The organism is Actinomadura soli (genome assembly GCF_005889715.1).
Classification (GTDB): Bacteria; Actinomycetota; Actinomycetes; order Streptosporangiales; family Streptosporangiaceae; genus Spirillospora; species Spirillospora soli.
The window spans coordinates 1-18019 of the sequence record NZ_VCKW01000182.1 but is presented as its reverse complement, the minus strand read 5'-3'; the positions used below and the strand labels follow the sequence as shown (position 1 = coordinate 18019).

At 74.6% G+C, this 18019-nt stretch carries 2 protein-coding genes and 2 pseudogenes; 2 read left to right on the top strand and 2 right to left on the bottom strand.

Annotated features, from left to right (window positions below):
* Positions 1-72 precede the first annotated feature (72 nt).
* Together ETD83_RS28770 and ETD83_RS28765 are read left to right on the top strand one after the other, a co-directional pair.
* The gene (locus ETD83_RS28770) at positions 73-5916 is read left to right on the top strand and encodes a toxin TcdB middle/N-terminal domain-containing protein (RefSeq protein WP_205717941.1); all 5844 of its coding nucleotides are present in this window, start codon (positions 73-75) and stop codon (positions 5914-5916) included.
* A 17-nt stretch (positions 5917-5933) separates the two neighbouring features.
* Positions 5934-16196 carry a Tc toxin subunit A-related protein gene (locus tag ETD83_RS28765; protein ID WP_138648349.1) on the top strand — a complete coding sequence of 3421 codons (10263 nt, stop codon included), beginning with the start codon at positions 5934-5936 and terminating at the stop codon, positions 16194-16196.
* Here the strand turns inward: ETD83_RS28765 and ETD83_RS28760 are convergent.
* Positions 16163-17076 (bottom strand): annotated as a pseudogene (locus ETD83_RS28760) (lipoyl synthase). The gene ETD83_RS28765 and the pseudogene ETD83_RS28760 overlap by 34 nt on opposite strands.
* Before the next feature lie 314 nt (positions 17077-17390).
* Positions 17391-18019: pseudogene (locus ETD83_RS28755) on the bottom strand (hypothetical protein); the annotation flags it as partial.

Here is an 18019-nt window from a genome sequence, read left to right as displayed (position 1 = left end):
GAACTGGACGGTCTCGGCGCCGACGCGTGGATACGTTCGGGCGACGTCGCCGAGACCGTCCAGTTCGCCGACATGACCGGCGATGGGCTGGCCGACCTGGTCCGGGTCCGGCGAGGCGACGTCAGCTACTGGCCGAACCTCGGGCACGGGCGGTTCGGGCGCCGCGTCGTGATGGACGGCGCGCCCCTGCCCGCCGGTCCCGACGAGTTCGACGCCCGGCGGGTGATCCTCGCCGATGTCGACGGGTCGGGCACGAGCGACCTGATCTACCTGGGCGCGGACGGCGTCCGCATGTACGCCAACCAGTCCGGCAACGGCTGGTCGGCGTCAGGGGAGCTGGGCGTCCGGTTCCCGCGCGTCGACTCGGCGGTCCAGGCGAGCGCCATCGACCTGCTCGGCACCGGGACGCTGTGCCTCGTGTGGTCCTCGCCGCTGCCCGGCGACGCGTCCTCGCCGCTGCGGTACGTCGACCTGATGCGCGCGGGCAAGCCCTACCTGCTCACCGGGACGCGCAACAACCTCGGGTCGGAGACGTCGGTCACGTACTCGACGTCGACCGCGTTCTACGCGGCCGACCGCGCGGCGGGGCGTCCGTGGCCCACGAAGGTCCCCTTCCCGGTCCATGTCGTGGAGCGGGTGGAGACGCGCGACGCCGTGTCCCGGAACGTGTTCACCACCCGGTACGCCTACCACGACGGCCACTACGACGGCGTCGAGCGCGAGTTCGGCGGGTTCGGCATGGTCGAGCAGTGGGACACCGAGGAGATCGGAGCGCTGGATCCGGCCGGCGCGACCAACCTCGACCCGGCCGCGTTCATCGCTCCCGTCCTCGTCCGTTCGTGGTTCCACACCGGGGCGGCCGGGCAACCGGTGCGGGTTCTCGCGCGCAGGCCGGGAGGTCCGCCGCGTCCGGCGGAGCTGACCCCGGACGAGGAGCGGGAGGCCGCCCGGGTGCTCCGCGGACGCCTGCTCCGCCAGGAAACGTACGGCCTCGACGGCACCCCGCAGAGCTCGCGCCCCTACACCGTCGCAGAGCGTGAATACACGGTGGAGCTGCGCCAGGCAGGGCACGGCTCTCCGCGCAAGGACGGCTACCGTCCCGCGGTTTTCACGTCCTACCAGACCCGTTCCCGTGACGAGCGGCACGAGCGGGCCATTTACGTCGTGGACGGCCGCGAGGTCGCCGACCCCCGCGTCCAGGACGAGTTCGTCCTCGACGTGAACGAGTACGGCGACGTGCTGCGCTCGGTCGGGGTGGCCTACGGGCGGCGGTACCCCGATCCCGACCCCGTGCTCACCGACGCCGACCGCGCCGAGCAGGCGCGCGTCCGCGTCCTGGTCACCGAGAACCGGTACACCCATGCGATCGACCTCGGTACCGGCTACCGGACGCCGCTGCCCTGCGAGAAACGGGTCACCGAGGTCGTCGGGCTCCGGCCGTCCGGTGCCCGGTACGGCGAGGACGAGCTGCGGGACGCGCTCGCCCGCGTCACCGCCGACCTGCCGGTCATCGCGTGGGACGACGACGGCTCGGGCGGACCGGCGCGGCGGCTGCTGGAGCGGCAGCGGTCGCTGTTCTGGCGCGACGACCTGAGCGGTCCGCTGCCGTTCGGGGCGCTCGAACCGCTCGCGCTGCCGCACGAGACCGTCCGGCAGGTGCTCACCGACGACCTCATCGACGCCGAGTACGGCGACCGCGTGGACGCCTCCCGGCTGGCGGAGGCCGGATACGTGCGGGAGGACGGGGCCTGGTGGTCGCCGTCCGGGCACGTGGTGTTCACACCCGAGGACGGACGCCCGCCCGCCGCCCGCTTCTACCAGCCGCACGCCTTCGTCGACCCGTTCGGCGCCACGACGCGGCTCCGGTACGACCCGTACGACCTGCTCGTCGTCTCCTCCACGGACGCCGCCGGCAACGTCGTCAGCGTCGGGGAGCGCGACGGCGACCGCGTCCTGCCGGGCGGCTACGACTACCGGGTGCTCAAGCCCAGGGTCACCTGCGACGCCAACGGCAACCTGACCGAGGCCGCCTACGACGCGCTCGGCCGGCTCACCGCCACGGCCGTCCGCGGCAAGCCGGGCGACGACCGCGACGACCTGGGCGACTCGGTCGCCGGGCTCGACCCCGACCCGAGCGACGCCGACCTGCTCGCCTACTTCGCCGACCCGCACCAGCCCGGCCTCGCGCAACGGCTGCTCGGGCGGGCGACCAGCCGCGACCTCTACGACCCGGGCGCGTACCACCGCACGCGCGACGGCGCGCACCCCCATCCGCCGGCGACGGCAGTGCTGACCCGGACCGTGCACGTCGCCGCGCAACCTCCCGGCGAGCCCACCGTCCTCCAGCAGCTCATCACCTACTCCGACGGCACCGGACGGGAGGCGCAGCACAAGTCCCAGGCCGAGCCGGGCGCGGACGGCCGCCCCCGATGGAGCGGCACCGGATGGACGATCTACAACAACAAGGGCCTCCCGGTCCGCCGCTACGAGCCGTTCTTCAGCGCCACCCACCAGTTCGAGTTCGCCCGCGTCGCCGGGGTGAGCGCCGTCGTGTTCTACGACCCGGTCGGCAGGGCCGCGGCCACGCTGCATCCCGACGGCTCCTACGGCAAGGTCGTCTTCGACCCGTGGCGGCTCGCCACCTGGGACGCCAACGACACGATCGCGCTGCGCCCGGACGCCGACCCCGACGTCCGCGGCCACGTCGGCCGCTACCTCGACGCGCTCGACGCGGCGGGAACGCCCTGGCGGACCTGGTACGAGATCCGCGTCACCGGCGAGCTCGGCGCGGACGAGCGGAGCGCCGCCGCGCAGACCCTCGCCCACGCGGGCACCCCGGCCCGCGCCTGGGCGGACTCGCTCGGCCGGTCTTTCCTGACCGTCCGGCACGACCGCGGCGCGGACGGAACGGCGGACGACCGGTACGACCGGATGCTCGTCCGGCTGGACGTCCAGGGCCGTGCCCGGGAGATCCGCGACCCGCTGGGCCGCGCGGTCACCCGGATCGGCTACGACATGGTGGGCGGGCTGATCCGCCGCGCCGGCATGGACAGCGGGCCCGGGCTCGTCCTGCGCGACGTGCTCGGCACCGCCTGCGCCTCCTGGACGGCGCGCGGGTTCGCGTTCCGCACCGAGTACGACCCGCTGCACCGTCCCGTCCGGTCGTTCGTGGCCGGTCCCGGCATCGACGGCGAGCGCGAGCACCAGCGCGTCGAGTACGGCGAGGGCGTGCCGGACGCCGCCGCCCGCAACCTGCGCGCCCAGGTCCACCGGACGTTCGACGGGGCCGGTGTCGTCGTCCACGACCGCTACGACCCCGAGGGCAACCTCGCCGAAGCGACCCGGCAGGTCACCACCGGCTTCCGCGAGGCCCCCGACTGGTCGGGCCCGGTCGAACTCGAACCCGAGCGGTACACCGGACGCGTCGCGTTCGACGCCCAGGGCCGCCCGGTCCGGATCACCGCGCCGGACGGCGGGACGATCACCGCGTCCTACAACCCGGCCGGGTTCCTCGAACGGCTGGACGCGCAGCCCGCCGGCGAGGACCCCGTCCCCGTCGTCACCGGCATGGACTACAACGCGCGCGGGCAGCGGATCGCGGTCGAGCACGCCAACGGGGCGCGGACCGGCTACTCCTACGACCCGTTCACGTTCCTGCTGCGCGGCATCGTCACCGAACGGGACGGCGACCGCCTCCAGGACCTGCGGCACGTGTACGACCCGTCCGGGAACGTGACGTCCGTCCGCGACGAGTCGCAGCAGACGCTGTTCTTCCGCAACCAGGTGGTCCGGCCGGGCGGGCGGTACCGCTACGACGCGCTGTACCGGCTGGCCGAGGCGACCGGACGCGAACACCTCGCCCAGGCAGACGGCGTCCGCCCGCCGGGCCCGCAGCCGGGCGGGCCGCCGCCGCTGCACCCCCACGACGGTCGCGCGATGAGCCGCTACACCGAGCGGTACGAGTACGACCCGGTCGGGAACCTCCTCCAGATCGTGCACGCGGTGGCCGACTCCGCCACGTCCGGCTGGACGCGGACGTACCGCTACGACCAGGAGAGCCTTCTCGAACCCGGCGTCACGGGCAACCGGCTCGGCGCCGTCGACGGCGTGGCCTTCGAGCACGACGCGCAGGGCAACGTCACCGCGCTGCCCGGCCTCGCGTTCCTCGGCTGGGACACCGAAGACCGCCTGCACGTCACCGCCCACCGCCCACCGGGCGCACGCGCGGACGCGGGCGCGCTGCCCGAGTCCACCTGGTCGTGCTACGACTCCGCCGGTACCCGGGTGCGGAAGATCACCGACCGGCCGGGCCCGGACGGCGGGCGGATCCGCGTCCGCGAGCGCCTCTACCTGGGCCCGTTCGAGGTGTTCCGGGAGTACGCCCCGGACGGCGAGGTGACGGTGGAGCGGACGACCCTGCACGTCCTGGACGAAGACCGCCGCGTCGCGCTCATCGAGAAGCGCACGCGCGGCACCGACAAGGGGCCCGAGCTGCTCGTCCGGCACCAGCTCGACGACCACCTCGGTTCGCCGACGCTGGAACTCGACCAGGGGGGGCGCGTCCTCACGCACGAGGAGTTCCACCCGTACGGCAGCACGGCGTACGAGACCGTGTCCCCCGGCGCGCGGGCCGCCCCGAAGCGGTACCGGTTCACGGGACGGGAACGCGACCGGGAGAGCGGCCTCCAGTGCCACGGCGCCCGGTTCTACGCCCCGTGGCTCGCCCGCTGGGTCAGCCCCGACCCGGCCGGGACGCAGGACTCGCCGTCCCCGTACGTCTACGTCGCCGCCAACCCCCTCCGCCTCGTCGACCCGTCCGGCCACCAGGGGACGCCGCCCGGCGCCAACAACATCGACGACCTGTTCACCTTCCTGCGCAACCAGGCGGGATTCGAGACCGGGGCCGGGCGGGCGCTGGACTTCACCAGGCGCGGCGCGAGCCCGTTCGGGACGGCGGCGCACGCCCAGGTCACCGACCTCCTCGGACGGCTGAAATCGGCCCAGTCCCCCCTCCTCGGCATCGAGCGCATCTACTCGGAGGTCCGCGTGGTCGCCGGGCGGATCCAGCAGATCGGCGGGACGCCGGGCGGTCCGAAGGGCTCGCACAACCTCGATCTCGTGGCCGTCAAGGAGGGCAAGTCGCTCGCGGTCGGCGACCAGCTCACCGCCCAGGTCGCGGAGAAGATCGGCGACGTCAAGTACGGCGGCGGCGCGATCGCCCAGAAGTACGGCGTCTACGGGGTGGAGCTGACGACGGTCAACGGCGTGACCCCGCCGGGCCCGATGCCCGCCGGGGCGGTGGCGGCGGAGGCCGGGGCCGCGGCGGAGGCGGGAACGGCCCAGATCCGCGTGGCGACGGAGACCGAGTCGGCCCTGGCCGCGAGCAAGGCCGGGGCCAAGGTCAGGGTGGCGGACTCGGTGGTCGAGGCGGCCAAGACGGCGGCCCCCGCCGCGGAGGGGGCCGGTGAGGCCGTCTCGGTGGCGAGCAAGGCCGGCCGGCTGCTGCGCGCGGCCGCGCCGGCGCTGCGCGTGGTGGGGAAGATCGCCGGACCCCTGGCCGTGGTCGCCAGCGTGCACCAGGCCGCGAACGCGCAGACGACCGCCGAGAAGGCGGACGCGACGGTGGGCGTGAGCAGCGCCGTGATCGGCCTGTCCGCGAACCCGGTCACCGGGATCGCGGCGGGCGGGCTCGTCGCCGGGGGCTACGTCGGCGGGAAGGTCGAGGGCGTCGTCACCGAGGCCACCGGCAGCCGCGAGGCGGGCGTCGCCGCCGGCACCCTCGCGGGCGCCGCGACGGGCGCCGCGATCGGCGCGGTCGTCGGCTCCATCGTGCCGGGCGTGGGCACCGCCGTCGGTGCCGCCGTGGGGGGCGCAGCGGGCGCCATCGGCGGATTCATCAAGTCGTACTGGAAGTAGGGGAAAGGACGAGGCCCATGCCCACTCTCATCATCGTGAGGCTGCGCCCCACCCGGCCGGTCGACGGCGCGGGCTTCACCGCGGCGCTGGCCGGGCTGAAGATCGAGGCGTTCGACCTCCGCTTCGGCTCGACCGTCGACGGGGACTCCCTCGGCACGGCGAGCGGAGTGCTCACCTCGGCCTCGGTCGGGGACCTCACCGTCGACCTCACCAGCACGGCGATCGTCCAGCACTTCGTCGACACCGGCGGGCTCCCGCCGAGCCCGCCGACGACGCGCAAGCCCGCCGCCGCGGCCACCGCCGTGATCGTCGCGAACCCGCCCGCCGGGCACCCGGAGTACCCGGCGGCCACCGCGTTCGACCTGCGGCTCAAGCTCACCCGGAACGGCAAGCAGATCGCCGACCGGCGGATCGACTTCAACGCGTCCGTCGTCACCGTGGGGACGCTGCCCAACCTGCTCGCCGACGTGGTGGCGCTCGCGCCGAGCGCGTACGCGGTGCTGCCCGCCGTCGCGTCCGGCACGGGCGCGCACCTGGAGCTGCCGCCGGACGGCGCCCCGCCAGACTTCGCGTCCCTGCGCGACGCCGTCAACGCGGTCCTCGCCCTCGACCCGGCGGACGGCCGGACGATCGCCCAGCGCACCACGCTCAGCGCGGCGCAGGCGCGGCACGTCGCCGCGGAGATCGAGTGGGACCGGGCGATCTACCCGCCGCCGCCCGAGCCGCGGCCGCTCGCCCAGATGTACACGACCCCGCAGCCCGACCCGCTGGTCAAGGCCGAGGACGCCGACAACGACCGGCGCCGTTTCGAGGCCGAACTCGAGGGCTACTACGCCACGCACGACGGGAACGCGCTGCGGCTGACCGGGTACGTCTACGCGGTCTGGGCCGCGATGATGTGCGAGCGGCTCAGCGCGGGGGAGAACCTCACCGGCCCCGGCCCGGCGCAGGGGGCGGTGGACGGGGCGCGCACGGCGCTGCTGACGTTCCCGCTGCCGTCCGGCGCCGGGGACGGGACGACGCTCCGGCACGCGTCGGTGCTGCTCACCGGCGACCCGGCGGGGACCCCGCTGAACCCGCCGTTCATCGTCCCGGCGCCGTACTTCTACGCGCTCGGCGCGCAGCTCCCGCCGCAAGTGGACGTGCCGCAGCGGTTCGCGATGGCGAGCGTCGACACCGAGGCCAAGGTGCTGGTGACGATCGAGACCGCGATCGAGGCGGGCACGGTCGGGGCCTCCGAGGCGCCCGCCGCCACGCCCGGGTCCACGGCCGCGCTCGTCCCGGCGCAGGCCGCGCGGCGGCTGCGCGCCATCGGGCAGGCCGCGGCGCCCGCGCCGCGCGTCACGCTGAACGCGGCCGTCCGGCCGCTCGTCGAGTCCTGGCTGGCGCACGCCGGGCCGACCCCCACCATCGACGCCGACTTCTGGGGCCCGGCGACGGCGTCCGGGCCCGGCGCCGCCGCGTACCTCAACCTGCTGCTGCACGCCGTCACCGGCGGCTTCGCGCCGCTCATCACCGCGATCACCACCGACCTCGGGGTGACCACGGCGGCCCAGCTGCGGGCGGTCACCGACGAGCGGTGGCGCACGCTGTTCCTGCCGCCGGGCGCGCCGCCGCGCCTCGACCTGCTGCCGCCGTTCACCGAGGTCGGGACGGCCAGCACCCCCGAGGACAGGGTCGACGCGTTCCTCCGGCACCTGCGGCAGTTCTTCACCGTCCCGTTCTCCCCGGCGTCGGCGACGACACCGGCGGAGGGGGCCCCGTCCACGCTGGAGCGGCCTGACCCCGACATCTTCGCCGCGTTCGAGGCCCGGTACGCGGCGCACGGCGGCGGCACGTACACGCCGGGCACCCCGCGCGACCCCGACGCGACGCGGTCGGCCGTCCTCGACGTGTTCCCGGGCGACCCGCAGGCCCGGACCTGGCTGCTCGCGGCGCTCGACGCGATCGACGCGCTGCACGTGCTGACCGCGTTCGCGGCGACCGGCGAACCGCAGGCCGAGCTGCGGTTCTCGCTGATGGAGGCGCTCTACGCGCGGGGGTTCACGACGCTCGACGCCGTGACCGCGCTCAGCCCGGACGACTTCGAGCAGGCGCTCGAAGGGACGGTCGCGCACCCGTACGCGGCGGACATCCAGGAGGCGGCGGGCGGCTCCCGGTTCGAGCCGCCGGGCGAGGGCGAAGGGTTCGCGCCGGTCAACCCGGGGACGCTCACCGACTGCCTGCCGCCCGAGTACCTGTCCCCGTTCGGGCTGGTGGCGTATCTGAGCGAGCTGCTGCGGCTGTCGGCGGCGAGCACCTGCGCGGAGCCCTTCCCGGCCGAGGAGGAGACGCTCGGCGGCCTGCTGGACGAGCGGCGCGGGCCGCTCGGCGACCTGCACGCCACGGAGGCGAACCTCGCGACGCCGGTCCCGTCCGTCGACCTGGTCAACGAGAGCCTGGAGCATCTCGCCGCGGCGGTCGCGGGCGGCGGGACGCCGTCCGGCGCCGTGTTCGACACCGCGTCCGGCGAGGTCGGCGGGCACGCCCTCACCGGCCCGGACGCGCACGACCCCGGCACGCTGCTCGCGGCGATGCCGGAGCACTCCGCGCCGTCCGCGCCGCTGCCCGCCGCCTACGCGGCGCTGCGCGCCGACGCCGGGTCGCCGCTGCTGCCCTACGACCAGGCGCTCGACACCGTCCGCTCCTACCTCCAGGCGGCGGGCACGAGCCGGTTCGAGATCATGCGCCGGTTCCGCAAGCGGATCACCGAGTTCGCGCTCGACCCGGCCCACGAGCCGGACGGGTTCGCGGCGTACCGCTGGCGCTATCCCGTCCGGCTGGAGACGGCGCTCGAATACCTGTGCCTGAGCGTGCACGAGTACGCGATGTTCTTCACCCGCACGCCCGGCGAGGAGCCGTCCGAAGGCGTGCCCGCGGCGTGGCAGCTCTACGGGTTCACGAAGCCCCGGGTCGGCCGGACGCACTGGTCGAAGATCGCCGTGCTGCTCCCCGAACTGCTCGCGCGCACCGGCCTGGAGTACTGCGACCTGGCCGCACTGCAGCGCAGCGAGATCGTCCCGTTCGACCTGGTGACGATCCCCCGGCAGCGCCAGCGCGGGGGCGACGGGTACGGACCCATGCCGGACTGCCCGCCGTGCCACCCGGAGGAGTACCGGGTGCGTTTCCTCAGCGAGCGCGACGACGCCGACCGCTCCGCCGCGCTCGTGCGGCTCGCGCTGGTCGTGCGGCTCTGGCGGGCGCTGCGCGAACGCTGCGGCGGCGGCCTGACGTTCCGCACGCTCGCCGACCTCGACGCCGTCCTGTCCCTGTTCACCCCGGAGGGCGCGGTCAACCCGGACTTCCCCCGGCAGCTCGCCGCGCTGCTCATGCTGTGCGACGACCTCCGGCTGCCGCTCGGCGGCGGCGACGAGGCGGGCCCGCTGGGCCGGATCCCGCTCCTCGCCCTGTGGGTGGACAGCGCCACCCCCGCCGAGTGGGCGCACGCGGTCGGCCTGCTCCTGGACGGCGTCGAGGAGACCGCCGGACGGGTCGACCCGGAGCTGGAGGCGACCCCGGAACTCATCAAGATCATCGGCGCGAACCTGGACCCGCTGTCGGTGCTCTGCGGCTTCGACCCGGACACGCCGTCCGACACCTGGCACGCCCGGCCCGCCGCCACGCTGCGGTTCGCCGAGGCGCTGCTGAAGATCTACCTGTCCCCGTTCACCGTCGGCGAGCTGCTGTTCCTGTTCACCACGGACGGCCACCTCGGCGGCGACGACCCCTTCCCCCTCCAGGACCGCAACGAAGCCGCCGACGACCCGCTGGGGCTCGGAGATACCGAGCCGTTCGACGGGCTCGGCCCGCACTCGCTGTGGACGCTGCGCGCCGCGCTCGGCGACGTCACAGTGCCCGGCGAGGAGGCCGCCACCTGGACCTGGACGCGGATCGCCGCGTCCGTCCGCACCGACTTCGGGTACACCGCGCCGACCGGCGCTCCCGACCCCTTCGACCTGCTCGGCCGCCGCTTCTTCGCCGCCGAGCTGCGCCGCCGCGGCATCCCCGTGAGCGCGGCCGAGACGCGGTTCGCGGTGCCGCTGCCCGCCGCCGACACCTCCCCGGACATGTGGGCCGGCGGGCCACCGGAAGGCGGTTTCGCCTACGACCGCGCCACCGAGGAGCTGTACTGCCTGCTGCCGCTGCGGGACGCCGACGTCCTCGACCGGCTGCTGCGCCTGCGCCCGCTCAACCCGGCCGAGCGCCGCGCGGTCCGCGACCTGTACTTCGCGCCGCGGGCGGCGTGGGCGCCGTTCGCCGCGCTGTTCGAGAATCCGGTGCAGGCCATCGAGTCGCTCGTCCAGGAAGGGGACGACGACTCCCGCTTCGCCCTGTTCCAGCAGGCGTACGCGCTGTTCGTGCGGCGCAGCCGGGTCGTCGCCGAGCACCTCGCCCGGCACGTGCTCACCGCGACCGGCTCCGGGTCGGCCGATCCAGGCCCGACCACCGACGCGGCTTGGCTGATCCTGCGCGGGCTCTGGGCGGACGAGAACTTCGGGCTGACCCCATGGGAGAACGACTCGGGCGCCCCGCCGGACGTCACCTGGCCGTGGCGGCCGGGCGCGGGCGCGTTCGCCGCGCTGCTCGGCCTGCGCGGAACGGGTGTCGTCGGCGAGTACCGTCCGGACGTCCCGCGCGGCGCGCTGCGGTGGCGGGAGGTCCGCGGGCCGCTCAGCGCGTTCGGGGACGTCCGGAACGCGCTGAACGCGCCCGGGCCGACCGTCCTCCCGGCGATGGACCTGGAGCTGACGGACGAGCAGGAGCGGTATGTCAGCATCCGCAACGGTCTCGCGCTCCTGGACGCGACGGGCGAGCCGCTCGGCGGGGCCGAGCCGTTCGCGGTGCGCTGGCACGGCGTCCTGCTGGTGGAGCAGGAGGGCGTCTACCGCTTCAACGCGGGGGAGCCGTCCGCCGACGCCGATGAGCACGACCATGACCACGAGCATGAGCACGACGAGCACGGGGACTGGTGCGAGGGACGGCGCTGGCGGGTCGTCCTGCGGCGGGGGCAGCGCACCTGGGCCGTCCTGAACCACGGGATGCCGGGCGACGAGGCGCCGGGCCACGTGTCGGGCCCGCTGCGGCTGCGGCGCGGCGCGTACGAGATCACGATCGAGGCCCGCCAGGTCAAGCCGAGGTTCGCCGGACGCGCCGACGTCGAGCCGGCCCGCACCGGGTTCCGGTTCGGGTACGCCGGGCCCGACACCGGCGACGCCGTCACCACCCTGCCGTTCGACCGGCTGTTCCGCGCCGCGAAGTCCGCGACGCTCGGCGAGGGCGTCGTCCGCAACCCGACCGATGCCACGACCGCGACGGCGGCGGGCGACGGGGCCGCGGTCGCGGGCGGGCGGGCGCTGTCGGTCATCCGGCCGGGCGAGAACGCCGCCGCCTGGCTGAACGGCCTCTACACCAGCAGCCTGCGCGACATCCGGCGCACCTACCAGCGGGCCTTCAAGGCGCTGCTCGTGGCGCACCGGTTCGGGCTGTCGGCGCAGCCGGTGCCCGGCTACCGGCAGTCCGAGCTGGGATACCTGCTCGCGCACGGCGAGACGTTCGCGGGCACGTCCCATCCCCGCACCGGGGCCGCGTCCTTCGGCACGCACCGCGCCTGGCTCTCGCCCGACCTGCTGCCCGTCGGCGACCCGTACCTGACCAGCGCCGTGGACGACCAGCGCAGCGACCCGGGGCGCCCCCGCCAGGCCGCGCTCTTCGACGTCTGGGAGCGCCTCTACGACTACGCCGGCCTGCGGCGCGACACCCGGACGGCGCGCGAGCGCCCGGCCTGGCTGCTGTTCGCCGAAGTGTCCGAGCAGCAGCCGGACGACCCCGTCAACCTGCTGCGGCACCTCGGCGTGGACGCCCGGCACGCGCCGCTCCTTAGCGCCTACTTCGACGTCCCGCCCGACCCGTACCGGCTGGGCCCGCACGACCTGGAGGACGAGCGCTGGGCGATCCGCGCCTGGCTCGGCTCGCGGCTGCTGCACCGGGTGACCGCCCACCTCGTCCCGCGCGAGATCGGCGCCGCCCATCCCTACCTGTGGGCGGCCGACGACCCCGGCGCCCCCGTCGGGACGCCGCCGCTCTCCGGCACCGCCGACCTCATGCGGTTCGTCGAGGACGCCTACATCGAGAACGGGCGGCCGCGCCGCTACACCGACCTGCGGCAGCTCAACGACAGGCTGCGCGAGCGGGCCCGGCGCGCCCTGCTGGCCTACCTGAGCGGCCCAGGACGATTCGCCGCCGGGCCCCGCGACCTGTCCGACCTGCTGCTCCAGGACGTCCAGGCGGGCCTGGTCCAGCGGGTGACCCGGATCGAGGACGGCATCGCGGCCGTCCAGGCGTTCATGCAGCGCGCGTTGCTCGGCGTCGAGCCGTCGCTGCCCATTCCCTACGCGCTGCGCGAACTGTGGCGGAACCGGTTCGCGACGTTCGCGCAATGGCATGCGTGCGCGCAGCGCGAGGCGTACCCGGAGAACTGGATCGAGTGGGACGACCTGCATGAGGCGCGCCGCTCTGAGGCGTTCCGGATGCTGCACGCGCGGCTCCGCGAGGACTCGCTCACCGTCCCGGTCCCCGGCGGCCTGGCCTGGTGGAGCGGAAGCCGTCCGCCGGAGCACCCCACCCTCACCCTGCTCCAGGACGGGACGCTCGCGGCGGAACGGCTGCTGTACCCCGCGCCGGAGGGTCTCGGGCTGCTCGGCACCCCGGCACCGCCCGCCCAGCCGTCCTGGCTCGCCCCGATCGCCCTGCCCACCGCGACCAACGGCAACGGCAACGGAAATGGCAACGGAAATGGCAACGGCAACGGCAACGGAAATGGCAACGGCAACGGCAACGGAAATGGCAACGGCAACGGCAATGGCGATGGGAACGGAGACGACGACGGGCCCATCGAACTCCACGCCCGGCAGGAAATGGAGGCCGTGCAGGGGCGCGAGCTGCCGCTGTGGCTGACGGCGGCGATCTCGCTGGGTGTCCCGTTCATCCGGATCGCGGCGGCGGGGATCCCGCCCGCGTCGGCGCATCTCGCCCCGTACGGGCACGCCGCCGGCTGCTGCCGGGACTGCGGTGAGGACCGTCCCGACGACGGCATCGACGAGTACTACTTCTGGCTGGCGGGCGCCGCGCTGTACGACGACGCCGACGCGGCCCAGGACGCCGACGCCGGGGTCGTGGTCTCGACCCCGGAGGGCCCGGCCGACCAGACGTCCGACTGGCACCGTCCCGACAAGCTGCCCGGCCTCCTCGCCTGGCCCCCGGACGACGCCGCGCACCTGTACTGGTGCCGCGTCCGCGACGGCAGGTTCGAGCCGCCGCGCCGCAGCGCGGAGGCGGTGCGGCTGCGTCCCGGCCACGGCGCCCTGCGGCTGGTGTTCGAGGGCCGCACGGGCGACTCCCTCCGCTTCACCGTGCCGGACGCCCAAGCGCCCACCGGGCACACCGACCCCACCGCGCCGGGATTCCGCTATGACATGCCACCGGACGACGCGGTCGTCCTGCCCCTGGTCACGGCCCCCGACCCGCCGGTCGTCACCTTCCCGGGCGCCATGGCCGCCTACCCGTACTTCACGATGAGGCCGCCCGGCGCGCCGCTCCTGCCCCTGTCGCCGTTCCCGGTCGCGGCGGCGGTCGCGAGCGCGCTGCGCGCCCACTGCCGCCACGAGGCGGCGCTGGCCTGGTACGGCCTCGCGTACCGGCCGCTGGAGTCCGACAACACGTGGCGGACGTCCTCGTACGGCACCGAGGTGGCGCGGCGTCAGGACGTCGTCCTGTCCTACGCCGAGACCCTCGCGCAGGCCGCGGACGCCGCGTTCGCCCGCGGCGACCTGGAGGGCGCGCGGCAGGCCCGCGTCCTGCTCGACGTGCTGGCCCGCCTGCTCGGCCGCACGCCGAGGCGGATCACCGGCGAACCCGACGACGACCCCGCCGAGCTCGCGGACTTCCACGCCCTCCCCGCCCCGCTCAACCCGCGGCTCCTCGCCCTCTACGAGCGGGCCGGTGACCGGCTGGCGCTCGTCCGGCACGACATCGACGCCCACCGGCTGCACCGCGGCCCTGACGTGCACGCCGACGCCGCCGACGTCTGCGCGGAGGGCTGCGACGGCACGGCCTGCCACGGCCCGGTCGGCCCGTACCGGTTCACCTTCCTCGTCCAGAAGGCGCTGGACCTGGCGGGCGAGGTCCGCGCGCTCGGCGCGAGCCTGCTCGCCGCCTACGAGAAGGGCGACGCCGAGGCCCTCGCCTCGCTGCGCGCCGCCCACGAGCGGCAGCTCACCGAGCTCGGCCTGCGGACGCGGCAGTTCCAGTGGCGGGAGGCCGACTGGCAGGTCCAGGCGCTGCAGAAGACCAAGCAGGGCGCGCTGACCAGGCTGGCGTACAACCAGGCGCTGCTCCGCGCGGGCAACAACGCCGGTGAGATCGGGTACGAGGCGATGACCGTGGTGTCGACCGCCTCGCGGATCGCGGGCAACGTCTCCGAAGGCATCGCCCAGGGCATCGGCCTGTCGCCCGACTTCTGGCTGGGCGTCGCCGGGTTCGCGGGCACCCCGCTCCAGTTCAACCAGTTCCCGCTGGGCAACAAGCTCGCGGCGGGCTTCAGCACGGCCGCGCGGATCCTCGCCTCGGTGGCGGAGAACGCCGGCACGACCGGCGGCCTCAGCCTGACCGAGGGCGGCTGGCAGCGCCGCGAGGACGAGTGGCGCCACCAGGTCCAGGTGATCGGCGTCGAGCTGCAGCAGATCGAGCGGCAGATCCTCGCCGCCGAGCGGCACCGGGACGCGGCGCTGCGCGACCTGAACGTCCAGCAGCGGCAGATCGACAACGCCCGCGAGGTCCAGGACTACCTGCGCGACCGGTTCTCCAGCGCCGAGCTGTACCTGCACCTGCAACGCGAGACCGCCGCGCTGCACCGGCAGATGTACGACCTCGCGCTGCGGCTGGCCCGCCGGGCGCGGCGCGCGTTCGTCCACGAGCGCGGCACCCCGGCCCCGGCGCTGCCGTCCCCCGGCTGGGAGTCGCTGCGCGACGGGCTCCTCGCGGGGGAGCGCCTGCAGCTGGCGCTGCGCCGGATCGAGACCGTCTACGTCGAGGAGAACTGCCGCGAGTACGAGCTGACCCGGCACCTGTCCCTGCGCGCCGACTTCCCGATGGCGTTCCTGCAGCTCCAGCAGACCGGCTACTGCGAGATCGAGATCCCGGAATGGCTGCTCGACCTCGACCATCCCGGCCACTACATGCGGCGGATCAAGAACGTCAGCCTGACGATCCCCTGCGTGGTCGGTCCGTTCACCAGCATCAACTGCCGGCTGACGCTGTTGAGCAGCCAGACGCGCGTCGACCCGTCCCTGCGCGACGCGCCCGCGCGCTGCTGCAGTGCCCCGCCCGGGCTGCCCGCGCCCGGCCCCTGCCGCTGCCCGGGCGGCGGCACCCCGCGCACCTGCCCGTGCGCGACCGGCGACTGCACCCGCTGCGCGACGGCCGGCGATCCGGCCTCCGGCTACGAAGCCGTGCCGGACGACCCGCGGATCGTCCACGCCTATGACGCGACCGAGGCCATCGCCACGTCCAGCGGCCAGAACGACTCCGGCATGTTCGAGTTGAACTTCCGCGACGAGCGCTACCTGCCGTTCGAGTACCGCGGCCTCGTCAGCCGCTGCCGCATCGAACTGCCGCCCGAGGACAACCGCTTCCCGCTCGGCAGCCTCAGCGACGTGGTCATGCACTGGAACTACGTCTCGCGGGAGGGCGGCGACGTCCTGCGCGCCGCCGCCCGCGCCGCCGCCGCACGTCGCCTCCCCGGCGCCGGGCTCCGGCTCATCGACGTCCGGCGAGACCTCCCGGACGACTGGTACCGCCTCCAGACCCCGGACCGCCGCTGGCCGCTGCGCCTGACCCGCGAGCTGTTCCCCTACGTTCCCGGCGGCTGCGACCTCCGCGTCACCCGGATCGAGCTGTTCATCGAGCTGGCCGACCCGGGCTGCACGTCCGTCCTGCCCGCCCTGTTCTTCGGCCACGGCCACCACGGCCACCGTCCGGACGAACCGTGCACCTGCACCGGCGTCCCGGTCGACTGCGTGACGAGCGCCGACTGGCCCTGTCTCTTCCACGGCGTCGTGGAAGCCGATCTTCCGGTGCGGCCTCACCCGTCCGGCGAACTCCTGTTCCCGGACCTGCCCAGCAAGATCACCGCCTTCTACCTGCTCTGCACCTACGAGACGGAGTCCTCAAGTGCCTGCCTGTAGAGGCGCCCGGCGCGGTAGCTGGATCGGACGAGCGGCCCCGACATCACGCCCGCGAAACCGATCTCCTCCGCCTCGGCCGACAGCTCGACGAACTCCTCCGGCTTCACCCACCGCTCCACCGGGTGATGCCGGGCGCTCGGCCGCAGGTACTGGGTGATCGTGATCAGGTCGCAACCGGCGGCGCGCAGGTCGCGCAGGGCCTCTGAGACCTCCTCGCGGGTCTCGCCCATGCCCAGGATCAGATTGGACTTGGTGACCATGCCGCCGACGCGGGCGGCGGTGATGACCTCCAGCGACCGCTCGTAGCGGAATCCCGGCCGGATCCGCTTGAAGATCCGCGGCACCGTCTCCACGTTGTGCGCCAGCACCTCAGGCCGGGACGAGAACACCTCGGCGAGCTGCTCGGGGACGGCGTTGAAGTCGGGAATCAGCAGCTCGACGCCGCAGCCCGCGACGGCGGCGTGGATCCGCCGGACGGTCTCGGCGTACAGCCAGGCGCCGCCGCCGACCAGGCCGTCGCGGGCGACGCCGGTCACGGTGGCGTACCGCAGCCCCATCCGCGCCACCGACTCGGCCACGCGGTGCGGCTCGTCCGGTCCAGCGGGGCGGGCCGGCGGTGTCGATCTGGCAGAAGTCGCATCGCCGGGTGCACTGGTCCCCGCCGATCAGGAACGTGGCCTCACGGTCCTCCCAGCATTCATGGATGTTGAGGCAGCCCGCCTCCTGGCACACCGTGTGCAGCCCCTCGACCTGCACCCAGCCCGGCCAGTGTCCGGTACTGCGGGCCCAGGTGCGCGCGAACCCGCAGTCATTCCGGCTTGCGCATGATCGGCACCTCGGCGTTGCGCGCCTCGATGCGCAGCAGCTTGCGTCCGGTCATGCGGGCGGCTCCTCCGGTGCGGGGACGAACGCGGGGACGATGTCCCAGGTGACGCACGTGCGGGCGACGACCCTGCCGCCGCGCAGCACGATCCGGTCCTCGGTCGCGGCGGCGACGGCCTCGTCCAGGTCCGCCGCCCGGATCGCGAGAAGATCGGCGGGACCGCCGGGAACCAGCGCGAAGGGCGGCAGCCGAGGGCGGCGCGGGCGTGCCCGGTGACCGCCTCCCGGCCCGCCATCTATGGAGAGCCGCCATCACCGACCGGCTCATCTCGCCGGCCGACCCATCGCTGGACGACGGAGGCGGCGTTGACCTCACTCGCTGCCGCCGGGGTTCGGCGGGCACTGCCGTCCCGAGCAGGCTCCGGTGCAGGAGCCGTCGGTGAACGCCTTGATCAGCGTCACCGGCTCGACGACCTCGATCTGGCGCGCGGTGTTCTCCGTTGCGCGGTCACCTCCGCTCGCGCTCGGTGCTGGGCGCGGGCGACCGGGGCGGAATCGGTCGCCAGCGAGTCCTTGGGGACACCTGCCTGTGGGGTGCGGGGGCGGGCCGCTGTCGCGCAGTGCGCGGGCGGTGTCGTCCAGCGCGCGCTCCATCGCGCCGAGCGCGGCGGACTCGGCGGCGATCCGCGGCAGCACCGCGTCCAGCGGCGCCGGGGCGAGCACGGCCAGCCGGGCGCAGACCGCGCCGTCGACCGGCACGCCCTTCTGCAGGCTCCGCCGGACCATGAGCGCGGCGGCACGCTCGCGCGCGGTCAGCACGGGCGCGGGAACGAGGATTTCACCCATCACCCTCGCGACCCGGGCGCCGTGCGCACGGTACCGCGCGGTCGCCTCCTCCAGCTCGCGGATGCGGGCGAACAATCCCGGTGCGCTGCCGGCCAGCCACAGACTCGCGGGTAGCCCCGCGACACGCAGCAGCGCAGAACCCCCCATCCCCGAGG

Bases quoted from the DNA above. Each gene is read 5' to 3' on its own strand.
- ETD83_RS28765 (WP_138648349.1), top strand. From the start codon at position 5,934: ATGCCCACTCTCATCATCGTGAGGCTGCGCCCCACCCGGCCGGTCGAC.
- ETD83_RS28770 (WP_205717941.1), top strand. From the start codon at position 73: ATGACCGGCGATGGGCTGGCCGACCTGGTCCGGGTCCGGCGAGGCGAC.